The 15,758-nt window shown below is 45.0% G+C and carries 17 protein-coding genes and 2 pseudogenes; 12 read left to right on the top strand and 7 right to left on the bottom strand.

What is annotated here, in order from left to right:
- Positions 1-125 (top strand): annotated as a pseudogene (locus tag AC06MN_RS01915) (IS630 family transposase); the annotation flags it as partial.
- A gap of 17 nt (positions 126-142) precedes the next feature.
- Positions 143-289 (top strand): hypothetical protein, encoded by a 147-nt coding sequence (locus AC06MN_RS01910; RefSeq protein WP_475670659.1) that lies wholly within the window; start codon positions 143-145, stop codon positions 287-289.
- 42 nt (positions 290-331) lie between these two features.
- Here AC06MN_RS01910 and AC06MN_RS01905 read toward each other — a convergent pair whose 3' ends face one another.
- Positions 332-2,263, bottom strand: a complete 1,932-nt coding sequence (locus AC06MN_RS01905) for a TonB-dependent receptor (RefSeq protein ID WP_475670658.1) — start codon at positions 2,261-2,263, stop codon at positions 332-334.
- Positions 2,264-2,587: 324 nt separating this feature from the next.
- On the opposite strand from AC06MN_RS01905, the gene AC06MN_RS01900 reads away from it, so the two are divergent.
- Positions 2,588-3,061 (top strand): PaaI family thioesterase, encoded by a 474-nt coding sequence (locus tag AC06MN_RS01900; protein ID WP_475670657.1) that lies wholly within the window; start codon positions 2,588-2,590, stop codon positions 3,059-3,061.
- A gap of 10 nt (positions 3,062-3,071) precedes the next feature.
- Here the strand turns inward: AC06MN_RS01900 and AC06MN_RS01895 are convergent, their stop codons facing one another.
- Positions 3,072-3,887, bottom strand: coding sequence for a class I SAM-dependent methyltransferase (locus AC06MN_RS01895; RefSeq protein WP_475670656.1), 816 nt, complete (start codon positions 3,885-3,887; stop codon positions 3,072-3,074).
- A gap of 71 nt (positions 3,888-3,958) precedes the next feature.
- Entirely contained in the window at positions 3,959-4,708 is a 750-nt protein-coding gene (locus AC06MN_RS01890) for a toxin-antitoxin system YwqK family antitoxin (protein ID WP_475670655.1), read from the bottom strand.
- Positions 4,709-4,850: 142 nt separating this feature from the next.
- On the opposite strand from AC06MN_RS01890, the gene AC06MN_RS01885 reads away from it, so the two are divergent.
- Positions 4,851-5,150 carry a hypothetical protein gene (locus tag AC06MN_RS01885; protein ID WP_475670654.1) on the top strand — a complete coding sequence of 100 codons (300 nt, stop codon included), beginning with the start codon at positions 4,851-4,853 and terminating at the stop codon, positions 5,148-5,150.
- 62 nt (positions 5,151-5,212) lie between these two features.
- Here the strand turns inward: AC06MN_RS01885 and AC06MN_RS01880 are convergent, their stop codons facing one another.
- From AC06MN_RS01880 to AC06MN_RS01870, 3 genes are all read right to left on the bottom strand, one after another.
- Positions 5,213-6,355 carry a carcinine hydrolase/isopenicillin-N N-acyltransferase family protein gene (locus tag AC06MN_RS01880; RefSeq protein ID WP_475670653.1) on the bottom strand — a complete coding sequence of 381 codons (1,143 nt, stop codon included), beginning with the start codon at positions 6,353-6,355 and terminating at the stop codon, positions 5,213-5,215.
- 98 nt (positions 6,356-6,453) lie between these two features.
- A complete protein-coding gene (locus tag AC06MN_RS01875) occupies positions 6,454-8,730 on the bottom strand; it encodes a bifunctional dihydroorotate dehydrogenase B NAD binding subunit/NADPH-dependent glutamate synthase (protein WP_475670652.1) in 2,277 nt (758 codons plus the stop codon).
- Positions 8,731-8,978: 248 nt separating this feature from the next.
- The gene (locus AC06MN_RS01870) at positions 8,979-9,545 is read right to left on the bottom strand and encodes a 3'-5' exonuclease (protein WP_475670651.1); all 567 of its coding nucleotides are present in this window, start codon (positions 9,543-9,545) and stop codon (positions 8,979-8,981) included.
- 152 nt (positions 9,546-9,697) lie between these two features.
- On the opposite strand from AC06MN_RS01870, the gene AC06MN_RS01865 reads away from it, so the two are divergent.
- From AC06MN_RS01865 to AC06MN_RS01840, 6 genes are all read left to right on the top strand, one after another.
- A complete protein-coding gene (locus AC06MN_RS01865; protein ID WP_475670650.1) occupies positions 9,698-10,105 on the top strand; it encodes a Fur family transcriptional regulator in 408 nt (135 codons plus the stop codon).
- Positions 10,106-10,177: 72 nt separating this feature from the next.
- Positions 10,178-10,720, top strand: a complete 543-nt coding sequence (gene rbr, locus AC06MN_RS01860) for a rubrerythrin (RefSeq protein ID WP_475670660.1) — start codon at positions 10,178-10,180, stop codon at positions 10,718-10,720.
- A 220-nt stretch (positions 10,721-10,940) separates the two neighbouring features.
- Entirely contained in the window at positions 10,941-11,099 is a 159-nt protein-coding gene (gene rd / locus AC06MN_RS01855) for a rubredoxin (protein WP_475670649.1), read from the top strand.
- Positions 11,100-11,163: 64 nt separating this feature from the next.
- On the top strand, positions 11,164-11,790 hold the full coding sequence (locus tag AC06MN_RS01850; protein WP_475670648.1) for a flavin reductase family protein: 627 nt from the start codon (positions 11,164-11,166) through the stop codon (positions 11,788-11,790).
- Positions 11,791-11,808: 18 nt separating this feature from the next.
- The gene (locus AC06MN_RS01845; protein ID WP_475670647.1) at positions 11,809-12,996 is read left to right on the top strand and encodes an FprA family A-type flavoprotein; all 1,188 of its coding nucleotides are present in this window, start codon (positions 11,809-11,811) and stop codon (positions 12,994-12,996) included.
- Positions 12,997-13,043: 47 nt separating this feature from the next.
- Positions 13,044-13,466: a methylglyoxal synthase gene (locus tag AC06MN_RS01840; protein WP_475670646.1), complete on the top strand. Its 423-nt coding sequence runs from the start codon at positions 13,044-13,046 to the stop codon at positions 13,464-13,466.
- A 314-nt stretch (positions 13,467-13,780) separates the two neighbouring features.
- Here the strand turns inward: AC06MN_RS01840 and AC06MN_RS01835 are convergent, their stop codons facing one another.
- On the bottom strand, positions 13,781-14,410 hold the full coding sequence (locus tag AC06MN_RS01835; RefSeq protein WP_475670645.1) for an HXXEE domain-containing protein: 630 nt from the start codon (positions 14,408-14,410) through the stop codon (positions 13,781-13,783).
- A gap of 35 nt (positions 14,411-14,445) precedes the next feature.
- Here AC06MN_RS01835 and AC06MN_RS01830 point away from each other — a divergent pair, with 35 nt between their 5' ends.
- Both AC06MN_RS01830 and AC06MN_RS01825 read left to right on the top strand, forming a co-directional pair.
- Positions 14,446-15,252 carry a helix-turn-helix domain-containing protein gene (locus tag AC06MN_RS01830; protein ID WP_475670644.1) on the top strand — a complete coding sequence of 269 codons (807 nt, stop codon included), beginning with the start codon at positions 14,446-14,448 and terminating at the stop codon, positions 15,250-15,252.
- Positions 15,253-15,377: 125 nt separating this feature from the next.
- Positions 15,378-15,530 (top strand): annotated as a pseudogene (locus AC06MN_RS01825) (IS1595 family transposase); the annotation flags it as partial.
- Between the last annotated feature and the right edge of the window lie 228 nt (positions 15,531-15,758).

Here is a 15,758-nt window from a genome sequence, read left to right as displayed (position 1 = left end):
TGAATGAAGAGATTGCTTCTTGGAATACCGAGAGGAACGCCACTCAAAAGAGCGTCAATTGGCAGTTTAAGACTGTCGATGCCCGAATCAAACTGAAACATCTCTACCCTATATTGAACTTTTAAGTGTTACAAAATACTATATGAATTGCATTGAGGAAATCATCAATATTCCAATTCTATCCGAACGCTTTAACGAAGCCACAAAACAAGGTTATCTAAACGACATCATGGATGAAATCATAACACAAAGCAAAGCCGAATACAATTTTGAAGATGAAAACGAGTGAATTTTTTCATTTCATTCACCCAGAATCAGAATTTCACCATCATCAAAACTTCCACCCAGCCATAATCTCCCAACTTCGACCAGGCATGGCACGCCAAAGCACATTCTGATAGGCCTTGTCGGTGAGGTTGTTGCAACGCAACTCGAGTTTGAATTTTCCAAGCTGCCGTCCCAAAGCGATATGGTGCAAGACGTAGGCCGGCAAATCGTAACTGAAATACGAGCCTGTCGCGTAGGATGTGTTCCGCACGCCCGTCATTTCGAGCGTATAATTCAGATTCCATTGCTTCCAATGCACATCGGCAAAAAGGTTGGCATGATGGCGCGGAATGTAAATCAACTGCTTGCCCTTGTTGCCGTTTTCAGCCGCCAAATCGCTTTCATCGGTGGTGGCGGTAAAGACATAATTGCCCAAAACGGCAAATTTCCAATCCTTATAGTTATAGGCTATACTAAGATGATTTTCAACGCCTCGCGCAAAAACCAAAGCCACATTTTCAGGCACCCAATAGCGGTATTCCGTCGGCACCCACTGAATCCAGTTCTTCACCTTCGAGGCATACACGCCAGAACGGACTTCAGCTGAAAAACGTTCCTTTTTCAAGGCGTATTTCAAGGCAAAATCCAAAGTTCGACCGTTTTCCGCCAGAAGGTTTTCATTGCCGCCCGGATACCAATACAAGTCGTTCAAACTCGGATTGCGGTAATTGTGGCTATAGCCCAAAGTGGTCGTCAACGATTTCAGGAAAGGCATTTGATATGAAAAAGTCGCTGTCGGAAAAATGCCCATTGACTTGCCATCGACGATGTCGTAACGTGCCGTAAGTTTCAGATTTGCGAAGGCAAAAGGCGAACCATCAACGGCAGCGTATGCCGACACAATGTCGCGTTTTTTCGACCCTTCGTAATTGTTCGACTTCACATTCTCCCTGTCCCATTGCAGTTTGGCATTCAGCTGCCACGACTTGTAAAGTTGCTGCTCCACATTGGCAATCTGATGCAAAATCACGGCATCGTTTTGTGAATTGATAGAGGTAATCACATCATCTGTCACCGGATTTCGCGTTTCCAAGAAATAACTCTGTTTCTCAAAAAAAGCCGCCGACTTCAACTGCAAACTTCCTGATTTCCAATACGTCTTAAACGAAATGTAATTCCTCGAGAAATTGTCTTTCGTCCACTCTTCCGTATTTTTATTGCCCACATTCGGCATGATTTGCGGCAAGTTCCTATTGTTCCATTGGTTCCACGACGAGGCCGAAAGCACACAATTCCTGAAAAGCAGACTGATTTCCGGCATGATGCCATAATCAACGAAATCAGCGTTTTGTTGCTTCATTCTCTGATGCGGAATGGTGGCAAGATTCTCATATTCAAAGTCATTGTCAGATGAATTACGATAGGCTTTCACACGGAAAGAGAACTTCTTCCCGCGATTGCCGAACGTCACGAAACTGCCCAAGGTGTTGAAACTGCCGTAGGTCTGTTTCAAATCCAGAATCAGGCCTTCGCCAAAAACCGTCGTGTTGTCGATATTGACCGATCCGCCCAATCCACCGCTGTTGTTCGATGTGCCGCTGCCCCAGTTCAGATTGACATCATCGGCTAGAAAGACAGGAATGGTGCTGAAATCGACCTGCCCCAAATTGGGCGCATTCAACTGAAAACCATTCCACAACACCAAAGTATGGCTTGCCGTCGTGCCACGGAACGAAGCCGTAGAAGTGCCGCCAGGTCCATACGTCTTGATGAAAACCGGACTATGCTGAATCAGCAATTGCGAGAGATTGGAAGTGCTTTTCGACTCAAGGACAAGCGTATCTAATTTACGCGCAACCAATGGTTTTGCCACACTCTCCCCCACTCCCTTGCCTTGAATTTCAACCTGATTAAGCATAATGGTATCCTGCGCCCAAAGCAAACTTGGGAACAAAACGCCCAGCCAAATCAATAAGGTTTTCATTCTTACCATCATGGGTGCAAAATTAGGAAAAAACGCTTAAAATCCATCTTGAATTTTGTTTTTTGGGATTGCCTAACGGCAAGAAATGCTTTGCATTACCTCACTGCGTATCGGTGAATATTCATTTCAGCGTAGCTAAATCCAATGAAAATCAAATCAATAAATCTATCAAAAATCATTGTTTACGGACTTGATAAGTTTGTGGAAGCCGACATAGATTTTTGAATGATTTTAAACAAAGATTTTTCATTTATTTCTTCGGCATAGCCGAATCCTGTAATTATTTCCAATGAAATCAAAACAGTTTCTTACTTTTGCAGCAAATAGTGAATCAGAATGAAAATACGCAATCCCTATAACGCCATTCCCGAGCACAATTGCTTCGGATGCGCCGCCAGAAACCCAATCGGTTTGAAACTTGACTTTGAAAAAGATGAGGATAAAGTCACAGCCCGATGGATGCCCACGACTGACTATCAAGGTTTTGGTGATTTCCTTCATGGTGGCATTGCCGCCACTTTGTTGGACGAAGTCGCATTTTGGGCGGTTCAGGCCTTGCTCGACAGCAGCGGCGTAACCTCCGAATTGAATGTCAAATATCTAAAGCCGATTCACATCAGTCATGGGCAGATCACTGTCACGGCGAAGCTGAAAGGACAAGTTGGGAAGCATCTCTACGCCTTTGAAACACAATTGTTTGACGGAACCGATTTGCTTTGCGCCGAAGGCATCGCCACCTATTTTGTTTATCCGAAAGAGTTAGCAAAATCCAAGTTCATGTATCCCGGCAAAGAGGCTTTGGGATTATGACCCAAGACTTTCATTCCATCTTTCTTGCCACAACCAGAAAATGCGGACTAATACCCATCATTTCCTCATCCGACTCCGTCATTCTGACCAAATTCATCAGATTGTTCCGGCAAGCCTCGTCTGCCCATTTCTCATCCAAATGAGGCGTCAGCCAGGCACAACCTTCAACGGCATGAGTCTTCAGCACATCAAAACCCGCTTCCGAAATCTCACCATGCATCTCCGAAGCGGTTGTAAAATAAGACTTAGCAATCAATCGAGGATATTCCTTCGGGCGATTATGGCAGCCCGTCATAATTTCACCTTTCAACATATCGAAGAAAACCGAATCATCAATGAAATCATTTTTTTCGCCGTAAACCGACAAAGCCCATGTCGCAGAACTGTACTTTGAAATGCCAGCCGCCACGAGTAAGCCACCTTCTTTCAACACGCGAAACGATTCTCTTAATGCCAACAATCGGTCTTCCTTTTCACACAAATGATACAAAGGCCCCATCAAAAGCACCACATCGGCACTTTCACTCGGCAAATTCAACAACTTTGCATCGCCGGCTTCCGCTTCAAAATGGCAGTCTTTCATCATGTTTTCCTTAGCGTAAGCAACTGCATTTTCGGCCAATTCCACCAAATGCACATCATGTCCCATTTTGGCAAGCCAGGCTGCATACATGCCAATGCCACCGCCAATATCATAGATTGTTTTCTTCCCTTCGATATAATTCAGAAGGATTTCCTTAGTCCTATAAAACTCAACTTTGCCAAGGCCACGTTCCAACCGACCTATTTCGGCACCATTGTTATAAAATTCGTAAATTTCGTCCATATCGCAGTAAATTAAAAAGCGAGGAGCCGTTTCAAACCGCCCCTCGCTTTTGGTTATCGAATTATATATCCTTAGTTTTTCTTACCTTTTGCGCTATCTGTAGCTTTTGCCGGGGCATTGGTCTTTTCGTAAGTCTTGGTCTTCCCTGACTGCTGACCTTGCTTGAAAGTCGATTCCGATTTCAAGGAACCATTGTCGTAGTATTCCTTGGCTTCGCCGTCCTGCTTGTTATCCTTGTAATTCTTCGACGACTTCAGCTGTCCGTTGGAATAGAAAGTTTCCTGCTTGCCTTCAAATGAGCCTGACTTGTATTCGATGGTCATCATCTTGTTGCCGTTTTCGTCATACCAAGTGCAAACGCCATTGCGCTGACCTTTCAGGTAAAAGCTTTCTTCCTGAACGCCACCCTTTTCGTAGCACATAATCTGACGCCCCTCCATGATGCCCATATTATATGTGTTCATCTTTGAAAGACGACCGCCACGGAACCACGAACTGACCTGACCATTCAGCTGATCATCCTTATATTCAGCCTGTTTCGTAATGGAACCTGTCTTGTCGATTTCGATATAAATACCGTTTTTCTTTCCATTTTGATAAGTAATGACGCGTTTTGGCAAGAAGCTGTCGCCCGTGAAATACTCAATCCAAGTGCCATCTTTCTGCCCATTCATCACTTGACCTTGAATAGTGCAGTCGTTTCCCACTGCCGAGAACTTGCCGTTTTGAGCACCGGCAACACTCACTGTTTCTGCATTTTGCGCACTCATTGCCACCGAAAACATCATGGCAACCGCCAAAAACATTAAACTTTTATGCATTTTATTTTTCTTTTAAAGTTGGACAAAATTATAAAAAAACAAGAAATCCAACACAAATCTTGTGCAAATTATTCATCTTTTCATTTTTTTTCGCATCTTTGAAACATCAAACCAACGGATAATAGAATATAAATTATTGAAAATGAAAAAGATAGAAGTAAAAAACTTTCATTTGTACACCACAGCCGTCATCAGCATTGAATGGAAGAAGGAATTGCTCAACGTAAACTTAGACCTCGCCATGATGCTGAAAATGATGAGAATGGAAGGCCTGACCGAAGAAGACATCGTAAAATACAGCAACAACGGCCAGCCGATTCCATTCAAAAAAGTGACCTTGATTCTTTTCCAAGACGACGACAAGCCAGGTCAATACTACACCGACGAAAGTTTCGAAGAAGATGACGACCCGACGGTTTTCTATGTGGAGATAAAGGAATAGCACCATGCAAATAAGGCTGACCAAATATGGCCAGCCTTATCTTCAATAGTTTTTCCGCATAGTTAATCCAATTCGAAAGTATAAGTCTTCTCATACTTGTCGAACCAGCTGCGCAGATACAGTGTTTTCGTAGTCTGGTTGTAGACATTGCTGTATTGGGTATCTTCAAAAGTGCCATCATCCCAGACCATATCTCTCCACATCACCATTGAGAGGCAATCCTGGGCTTCTTTCAAGGTCAAGGTGCCGTTTCGTTGCGTGAGGTAATCGGCCACCGTGTCGTACCTCCACCAACTTAGGCTCTGTACGTTGCCAACCGAGTCATTAGGAATGTTGGTGAGATATTTCTCTGAAAGCAAGTGATTTGTGATATGCATACAAGTGGTATCGGCATCCTTACGGATAATCATGGTCTTCCATTCATCGTTCTTGTCGAACTCGATGATGGCACAGTCGCCGTTGGCATCGGCCACCATATAATGATAGCCATAGCCGCCATCAATATCGTGACGCACGTCAACCGTCGAAAGCAAGTCAAGTGCTTCCTGAACCGTAGCGCAACGGTCGAGGAAAAGACGCATGATGACTGAAGTGCCGACTACATTCTTACCTGTGTTCTGCTGCGACATCTGATTTGGAAGCGCCATGATGGAAGTGCAAAGCCCCTTCTCGTTGACACCGTCAACGGGTGCATAAATTGAAGCCAAGCACAACAGTTTTTTAGTAAACGAATTTGGCAGATTATCAATGCCATAGCCGAAATGCGACATGTCGCTGACACCTATCGAAGCATAGCCGTTCTTAGGATGCGAAATCGTGACCAACGACGGATTCTTGTAGAAATCGTAATTTCTGCCATAAAGGAAACCTTCGCCTTCGGCATTCTTCACCTGAAAACTGGTGCAGCCAATGCTCTTGTTTTCCATTTCTTCGTCACCACCAATATTGATAGGCAGACCTTTGGCGACCCTATTGATAACATAGTCCTTCAAGACATCATTCTTATCGATATTGGCAGCAATCAGGTCGTCCAAATCATAATCGGCCTTGTATTCCATACAATAAAGATATTCATTTTCAGGGTCGACTTGTTCCAATGACGAGATGGTCTTTATTTCTCCCATCCACACGCAGGGAACGATGATGCAAAAGCCTAAAACAAAGGCGATTAACACAATCAGCAATACTTTAAAAAACTTCTTCATAGTTACTAATTTTATAAAGAAGCTGTTCCGAGCATCCCCAAACAAGCGGAAACAGACTCAAAACAGCTTCTGAATGGTTAATATTAATTTAGATTCTATTATTTCTTCGGCAAGCCCTTAATGTATTCATCAATGGCCTTGGCTGCTTTCTTACCAGCACCCATTGCCAAGATAACCGTAGCTGCACCGCTGACGGCATCGCCGCCAGCGAAGATGCCCGGACGCGATGTTGCGCCCATTTCGTCGGCCACGATGCAACCCTTGCGGTTCAGTTCGAGATTACGGGTCGTGCTGCCAATCAACGGGTTAGGTGAAGTGCCCAATGCCATGATAATCATATCGACATCGAGGACGAACTCCGAACCGGCAACCGGGACAGGGCTACGGCGACCTGAAGCGTCAGGTTCGCCCAATTCGCATTTCACGCACTTGAAGCCTTTCACCCAGCCATTTTCATCGCCCAACACCTCAACAGGAGCCGTCAGCAAATCGAACTGAACGCCTTCTTCCTTGGCGTGATGCACTTCCTCGACTCGTGCCGGAAGTTCGGCTTCCGAACGACGGTAAACAATATGCACTTCAGCGCCCAAGCGTAAAGCAGTACGGGCAGCATCCATAGCCACATTGCCGCCACCGACAACAGCGACTTTCTTGCCGACATAGTTAGGCGTTTCATAGCCTTCCTTATAAGCAAACAGCAGATTGTTTCTTGTCAGGAACTCATTGGCCGAAACCACGCCACAGAGATTTTCACCCGGCACGTTCAGCATCATCGGGAAACCTGCACCCGAACCGACAAACACGGCATCAAAGCCTTCGCGGTTCATCAGTTCGTCAATCGTGATAGTGCGGCCAACGATGACATCCTTCTCAAACTTGGCGCCCAAACGGCGGACGCTTTCCACTTCCTTCTTCACAACCGTATCTTTCGGCAGACGGAACGAAGGAATGCCGTAGACCAAAACACCGCCCAATTCGTGCAATGCCTCGAAGATGGTGACATCGTAACCCATTGCCAGCAAATCCTTTGCGCAAGTCAAGCCCGAAGGACCGCTACCAATGATGGCAACTTTATGACCATTCTTAATGCCTGGATTATCGAAATGCAAATCATGCTCGATGGCATAATCGCCCACAAAACGCTCCAATTTTCCGATGGCGATAGGCTCAAATTTCTTGCCCATCACGCAACTGCCTTCGCACTGCGATTCCTGAGGACAAACGCGACCGCAAACGGCAGGCAAAGCCGAATCGCAGCTAATGACACCGGCAGCACCTTCGAAATCGCCTTTTGCAATGCGGGCAATAAATCCCGGAATATTCACATTGACAGGGCAATGCGCCACACACTGCGGATTCTTGCAGTTCAAGCAACGTTGAGCCTCCATGATAGCCATGTCTGCCGAATAGCCCAAACAAACCTCATCGAAATTATGAGCACGGATTTCAGGTTTCTGTTCCGGAACCGGAATCCTGTGCTTCTTGTCAAAACTCTCTTCACAAATGCCACCTATATGGCACTCATGGCCTTCAGCCTTTTCTTCATCGACTAACTGCTTGCGTGTCTGCACATTATTATACATGGCCTGACGCTTCATGGCTTCATCAAAATTGACATCACTGCCGTTAAATTCAGGGCCATCAATGCAAGTGAACTTGGTCTTTCCGCCAATGCTCACGCGGCAAGCGCCACACATGCCCGTACCGTCAACCATAATGGAGTTCAAGGAAACCGTGCAACGGATACCCAATTCCTCGCAGGTGCGCGTGGCAAATTTCATCATGATCATCGGTCCGATAGCAACGGCTTCATCATAATGCTTTCCGCTGGCGACCAATTGACGTAACACATCGGTAACCAAACCTTTACGACCTGTAGAGCCGTCATCGGAAGTAACATACAAATTGCAAACGCTTTGCAATTCCTTCTCAAATATCAAAAGGTCTTTCGTGCGGGCACCGATAATGCAATCGGCCATGGCACCGTGTTCGTAAAGCCATTTCACCTGAGGATAAATCGGGGCAATGCCGACACCGCCGCCAATAAAGACAAATGAACGCTTGCGCAATTCTTCTGCCGTCATCGAGGCAAATTCAGATGGTTTGCCAAGCGGCCCTACCACATCTTCAAAATGGTCGCCGACTTGATATTCAGCCATCTTACGCGTGGAATCGCCAATGGCTTTGTAGACGATGGTTATCGTGCCTTCTTCACGGTTATAATCGCTGATAGTCAACGGAATACGTTCCGAATTCTGTTTCATTTTCACAATCAGGAACTGACCTGGCAACGCTGAATGAGCTATGCGCGGAGCCATGACTTCCATGAGGTAAGTCTCAGCCGCAAAAGTTTCTTTTCTAAGTATTTCAAACATGACAGTCTATGTTAGTTAATAATCGTCAAAAATAATAAATAACCTTATCTGATTTGAAAAAATCTTGATTTTTTATTTAAATAATATCAGTAATCGGCTACGCCGAAGAAATCATTCAAAAATCAAAAGTAAAAACCCTTCAAAATCAATATTTATTCCAAACAGTCCACCCGTAAAACTTTCACAATGAGTTTCATACGATTTCCTGCCGTAGGCAAATCCCAAACAACTCATCCTTTAATTAAGAACTAAAATATGTTCATCGCAATCACGGCACAGGCCTCGGCATCGGCCAAAGCGTTGTGATGCTGCTCCAAATCGTAGCCAAAATGCTTTGCAACAGTCTGTAACTTATGGTTTTCTAATTCAGGGACCAATTTCTCCGAACCTAAATGCGTGCAATAAAACGGATATTCCGGATATTCGATATGATAATAATTATGCAAAGCACGCAGGCAACGCTCGTCAAACGACTTGCCATGCGCCACAAACGACATGCCTCTCACCTTTCTTTCCACTTTATGCCAAACTTCAGGGAAAAAATCGGCATTATTCGTGTCCTTATATGAAATTCCATGCACTTTCGTCGTCCAGTAATCATAGTGATTCGGCACCGGTTTTATCAGGCTGTAAAACTCATCCACTATCTTTCCGCGTTTCACAATGACGATGCCGACACTGCAAGCACTCGTCACTTCGCCGTTAGCAGCCTCAAAATCAATGGCTACGAAGTTTTTAAGATGCTTCGGGGGAATGTAACCCGGTCGTTGTTCAGGTTTCTCTTTCTTTTCTTTTTTATCCTTTTCCTCGTCCATATATATAAGGTGTAAAACGTATTTCTCAATTCATTTCAAAAATATGCAAATTTAGGAAAAGAAGACGAAAAAACAGCCATTATTCTTTTGAAGATTTCAAAAAAGCCGTATCTTTGCACCGAATTTAATTTTGTAACGATTACAATTTTTATATGAACACAAATTCCGCCGAAATATTAAGAGCAAAAGGCATCAGCCCTTCGGTGCAAAGGGTTGCCATTTACGATTACCTGATGACACATTTCACCCATCCCACCGTCGACGAAATTTTCAAAGACCTTTCGCCGTCCATTCCGACACTTTCAAAGACTACCATTTACAACACGCTCACTTTATTTCTCGAACATGGTCTTATCGATTCATTCACAACGGACGACAACACAGCCCATTACGATGGCAACGTAAAGTCCCATGCGCATTTCCAATGTTCGCAATGCGGAGAGATTTACGACATTCCAATGCCGAAAACCGAAGTGCCGCAACTTGATGGTTTTGAAATCAATGGAATGAAAGTCTTTTATTACGGAATTTGCGAAAAGTGCAGAAAGAAAGAAATTTAAATATTTAATGATTTAAAATTCAAAGATTTAACACGGACAAACAAATTAACACAAATCAAATAAACAACAATCATCATGGAATTAAAAGGTTCAAAAACAGAAGCCAACCTGCAGGCTGCATTTGCAGGAGAATCACAAGCTCGCAACAAGTACACTTACTTTGCTTCAAAAGCACGCAAGGAAGGTTACAACCAGATTGCCGACATCTTTGAAGAGACTGCCAACAACGAAAAGGAACACGCCAAGATTTGGTACAAACTCCTACACGATGGCGAAGTTGCCGACACCATGACCAACCTCAAGGATGCCGCCGACGGCGAAAACTACGAATGGACCGATATGTACGACACTTTCGCAAAAGAAGCCCGCGAAGAAGGTTTCACGAAGATTGCCGTGCTGTTCGAAATGGTCGCCAAAATCGAAAAGGAACACGAAGCCCGTTACCGCAAACTCCTTCAGAACATCGAAGACGGCATTGTTTTCTCACGCGAAGGCGATATGGTTTGGCAGTGCGCCAACTGCGGTCACATTGTGATTGGCAAAAAGGCTCCACAAGTTTGCCCAGTCTGCAACCACCCACAGTCCTATTTCCAAATCAAGGCAGAAAATTACTAATCATTTGATAATCACTTGGGATACTGGCTTTTGGCTATTGGCTACTGGCATGATTGGTTCATTAACATAGTTCATCCATTAGTTTGATGACGAGTTGCGCCAAAGGCTAAAAGCCAATAGCCAGCAGCAAAAAAACAATGCCAAACCATTATTTCAACCATTTAGTCGAACCTTTTTGGAGAGGAATTGTTATAATAGTGAACTTTAAAACCAACACACTATGAAGAAATACGTTTGTGATGTCTGCGGTTACATTTACGACCCAGAAGTAGGCGATCCTGATAGTGGCATAGCCCCAGGAACACCATTTGAAGAAATCCCTGACGATTGGACTTGCCCACTTTGCAAAATCGGCAAAGACAGTTTCTCGGAAATGTAAAACCAATTGAAAATTGCGGGAGTGTTGGAAAGCGCTCCTGCAATTTTCTTAAAATCAAAATTTTATGGATAACAAGGCACTTTTTAAAATCAGTTACGGACTTTATGTCCTGACCACCAATTACGAAAACAAGGACAACGGATGCATCATCAACACCGTGCTGCAACTCACGAGCGACCCGTTAAGAATTTCAGTCACAGTCAACAAAGGCAACTACACCCACGACCTGATTAAAGACTCGTGCGTGTTCAACATTTCCTGCCTAACCACCGAAACGCCCATGTCGGTATTCGAGCATTTCGGATTCCAATCCGGCAGGAATGTCAACAAATTTGAGAACAGTCAGGAAGAACAACGCGCAGTGAACAATGTGATTTACATTCCGAAATACAGCAATGCTTTCATCGCTTGCCATGTGGTGAAATCCATCGATTTCGGCACGCACACCATGTTTATCGCCGAGGTTCAAGATGCTCAGGTGCTTTCCGACAAACCTTCGCTGACCTACGACTATTACCAGCAAAACATCAAGCCGAAACCACAGCCAAAGGCTGAAAATGCAGCCAAAGAGTTGCGGCGTTGGCAATGTCAGGTTTGCGGTCACATTTACGAAGGTTACGAACTGCCAGATGATTTCGTTTGCCCAGTTTGCAAGCATGGCAGGGAAGTTTTCGTTGAAATATTCGAATAAAAACAGAAAAAAAGCGATATGAATCACATTCAACTTTCAGAAAACATTTTTTACGTTGGCGTAAACGACAGACGCACAGAACTTTTCGAAAACCACATGGAACTTCCAAATGGCGTTTCATACAATTCCTATTTGATTGTTGACGAAAAAGTTGCCCTCATCGACCCAGTCGAAGCCGGTTTCTTTGACGAATATCTTAAAAAGGTGAAACTCATTCTCGATGGCCGAAAAGTCGACTATCTCATCGTCAACCATGCCGAACCCGACCATAGCGGAGCCATTGCGGCTATTACCAGGGAATATCCTGAAGTCCAAGTTGTTGGAAACGCAAAGACTTTCGCTCCTTTGGAGGCATTTTACAGCCCGATTGACAACAAACTCATTGTTGCCGATGGCGAGACTCTGAATATTGGCCAACACACGTTCCAATTCTTCATGGTTCCTATGGTCCATTGGCCAGAATCCATGGTCACATACGAGCAAAGCACAAAGATTGTCTTTTCAAACGATGCTTTCGGCGGTTTCGGTGCCTTGAACGGTGGCATTTTCGATGATGAAACCGACATCAGTTTTTATGAAGACGACATGCGCCGCTACTACGCCAACATCGTCGGCAAGGTGGCAGGACCTACCTTGAAAGCCATTCAGAAACTCGGCGGATTGGAAATCAAGATGATAGCTCCGTCCCACGGACTTATTTGGCGCAGCAATCTGCAATGGGTTCTCGACAAATACATCCAATGGAGCAGTCACCAAAACGAGGAAGGCATCGTGATTGTTTACGGTTCCATGTACGGCAACACTGCCCGCATGGCCGACATCATTGCCCGTGGTGCAGCCGAAGCCGGCATCAGGAACATTCGTGTTTACGATGTAGCCAAAACCGAGGTCTCCTTCATCATGAGCGACATTTGGAAATACAAAGGTGTCATCATCGGGGCTTGCGCCCATTATGGCAGCATGTTTCCGAATATGACTTTGCTCGTTCACGAGCTCAACGAATTCAAGCCGAAAGACAAAATCTACGGCATTTTCGGCGGCATGAGCTGGGGCGGCGGCGGCGTGAAGACACTCTGCAAACACGCTGAAGAAGGCGGTTGGCAACTCGCAGCCGAAAGCGTGGAAGTGAAAGGCGCTCCTATCCGCGAAGAAGACATTGACAGACTTTACAATTTAGGCTTTAAAATTGGGAAAGAAATTCAATAAACTAACTATGGAGCAAGGCAAGTCCTTGCTTCTATCCTATTAAAATCATGAAAACCATAGCATTAGTGGCACACGATGCCAAAAAGAAAGACCTATTGGAATGGGTCACGAAACATGTAGATAAACTTCGTGGGAACGAGTATTATGCAACGGGGACAACGGGCAAACTGTTGTCGACTGTTCTTGATGGTATTCACTGCCTGAAAAGCGGTCCACTTGGTGGCGACCAACAGCTCGGCTCGTTGATTTCGGAGGGGAAAATCGATTATCTCATCTTTTTTTGGGATCCGATGACGAGTCAGCCTCACGATGTTGATGTGAAGGCGTTATTGAGGCTAAGCGTGTTATACGACATTCCAACAGCCTGCAATCGTGCCTCGGCCGACTTCATGGTTTCATCCGGACTTTTCGGAGAAGAATACAAACCCGAAGTGACAGACTATTCAGACTATCTGAACAGAAGAATTTGAATCAATGCCAATTTTGCATAATTAACAATTTAGTATGGCTGTGACATTGCATTTACTGCAATAAGAACAACAAAAAAACTCCACCCATATTTCAGGGTGGAGTTTTTTCGATGCTGAAAATCAATTCCAAACCTTCCAAACACACTTATTAATTCCACCGGACTTGATAACGCCTGTGGTCCTTTGCGTGCAGGTCTCCTACTGCTTGGCACCAGGTTTTTTTCTTATCGGGATGCCGAATCGCGCTTCCGCTATCTCTATCATCCTGCTTAGCCTGAACATGAAGAAGGGCAGGTGAGCCGATAAATTCGAATTTAGCTCTTGAAGCCTACACCAAAGGCACTCTGCTCGGTCAAAGCATAACCAGGTTTCTTCCCAAGCCCCCAATAGAGCTTGGAACGGAAGCAGAAGACAAAGCATACTATGAACCAGACGACGGCCAAGACATAGTCGTACCAGAAAAACATATCGGCATCGAACACCCCACCGAAGAAGTAGCAGCAAGCGATGATTCCGCAACCAACTGCAGTAACCATGCCGGCGTTATAGAAGGTTTTAAGACGGATGGGAAACATCATCCAGTGCATGAGTACCTCGGCAAAAAGGAACATCATGGCTGCAAGGGTAAGGAAGCGCACCTCGGGCAGGCAGATAGGAAGGATATACACCAGCAGAAGGAAGCCCCAGTTACCGAACATGGAGCTCAGGTTGTTACAGTTCCATTTTGAGGAGTCCATCTCATTGCTACCCATCAGTACCTTCATGCCCATCCACGGGAATCCGCCCGGCCAACCGAATTCCTCGAAGAAATGCAGGAATAGGACACAATTGGCGGCAAGCAGTAGTTTTGTAGCAGGTTCCATCTGGACAAGGCTGGCAATCAGAGCAGCGACCCCGGCCAGATAAACCGAGATCCAGTGCCAATTATTCACAATCTTCTTCATATTAGTATTCTTTTTTAGTTTTCAGGTGCAAAATTATGCCTATTTTTGCTGCAAAAACAGGGCATTTCGCGATGAATATTGAGCAAAAAGTAGGAATATCCCTTTGTCTGGACGGACAGGCAACCCGCATTGCCGGCAACTACCTATGCAAACTTGAGAAAGGCGTTGCCATAATCGTTTCGCCTGCCCTTCCTACCGTGGAAGTGGAATGTAGTCCTGACTTCAAGGAGTGCGTCATAACGGTTGATATAGCCACGATCTTCGGTGAGACAGCACCATTCTTTCCCAGAATGATGCCGGTGTTGAGTGCATCTGCCCCTATCATCCATTTGAGTCCGGAGATGGAGAGAAGGGTACATGAAACGACCCGGCATATAGATGAGCGGGGTGACGTCCATCCCGAAGAAGAAATGTTTCAATCTATGAATAAGCGATTGATGGATCTTCTCCGCTTGCAAATCATTCTTGAGATCATGTATGAGATGGCCGCAAACAAACGTCCCACAAAAGAGAAACCATCAAGAGGTGAGCAGGTATTCATCGGCTTCATTCAGTCACTCGGCCAGCATTATGCCGACCGATACCCGGTATCCCGGTATGCTGACGAGGCGCACTTGACGGTCCGCCATTTCTCCGCGCTCATCCATAAATATACTGGGCAGACGCCGATTCAGTGGATTACGACCTACACGATAAGCCAGGCGAAACAACTGTTATTACAAAGAGATCTTTCCATTAAAGAAATTGCAGAGGAACTTGGTTTTCCGGAACAGTTCACCTTTCGTAAATACTTCAAGACCCACACTGGAGAATCCCCGACTGCATTCCAGCGAAAAGAGTAGGGGCTACCAAGAAATGAGAATTTGCTGAATTCTACTCCGAACAGCAACGCCTGGGCGTATTCTTTTATGCACGATGTTTTTACTCTCGTATTTGTATCGGCTTGTCAAACTGGCTGCGGAGCATGGAACTCCTTCAGCTATACCTCGACGAGTTCTGCTACAAGTTCAACAGGAAGTATTTCGGCGACAAGACCTTTGACAGGCTGGTCATCGCAACGGTCAGATACAGGTCGGAATTCAAGCATAGGAGCTACAAACCTTCGCCTGTTGGCGGATAATCATTTATTAAAAAGTACCCTCATTCTCCATAAGATACTGTGTGGCTATTTTTTCTTTCTGTGCATGCCTGCACAATAGCTCAAAAATTTGTTCCTTTGTAAACTTCATTTTAAGTCTGTTATTTAGAGTTTGGGCACCCTAAAGATACAGACTTTTAAGGGATTGGACTGATTGGCCAATCCCTTTTTTTAGCCTCTGCGCTCAGACACACTTTTTGGGACAGTATC

Source organism: Candidatus Limimorpha sp. (genome assembly GCF_056203535.1).
The sequence above is the reverse complement of the archived record's forward strand: the minus strand, read 5'-3'. Positions and strand labels throughout refer to the sequence as shown.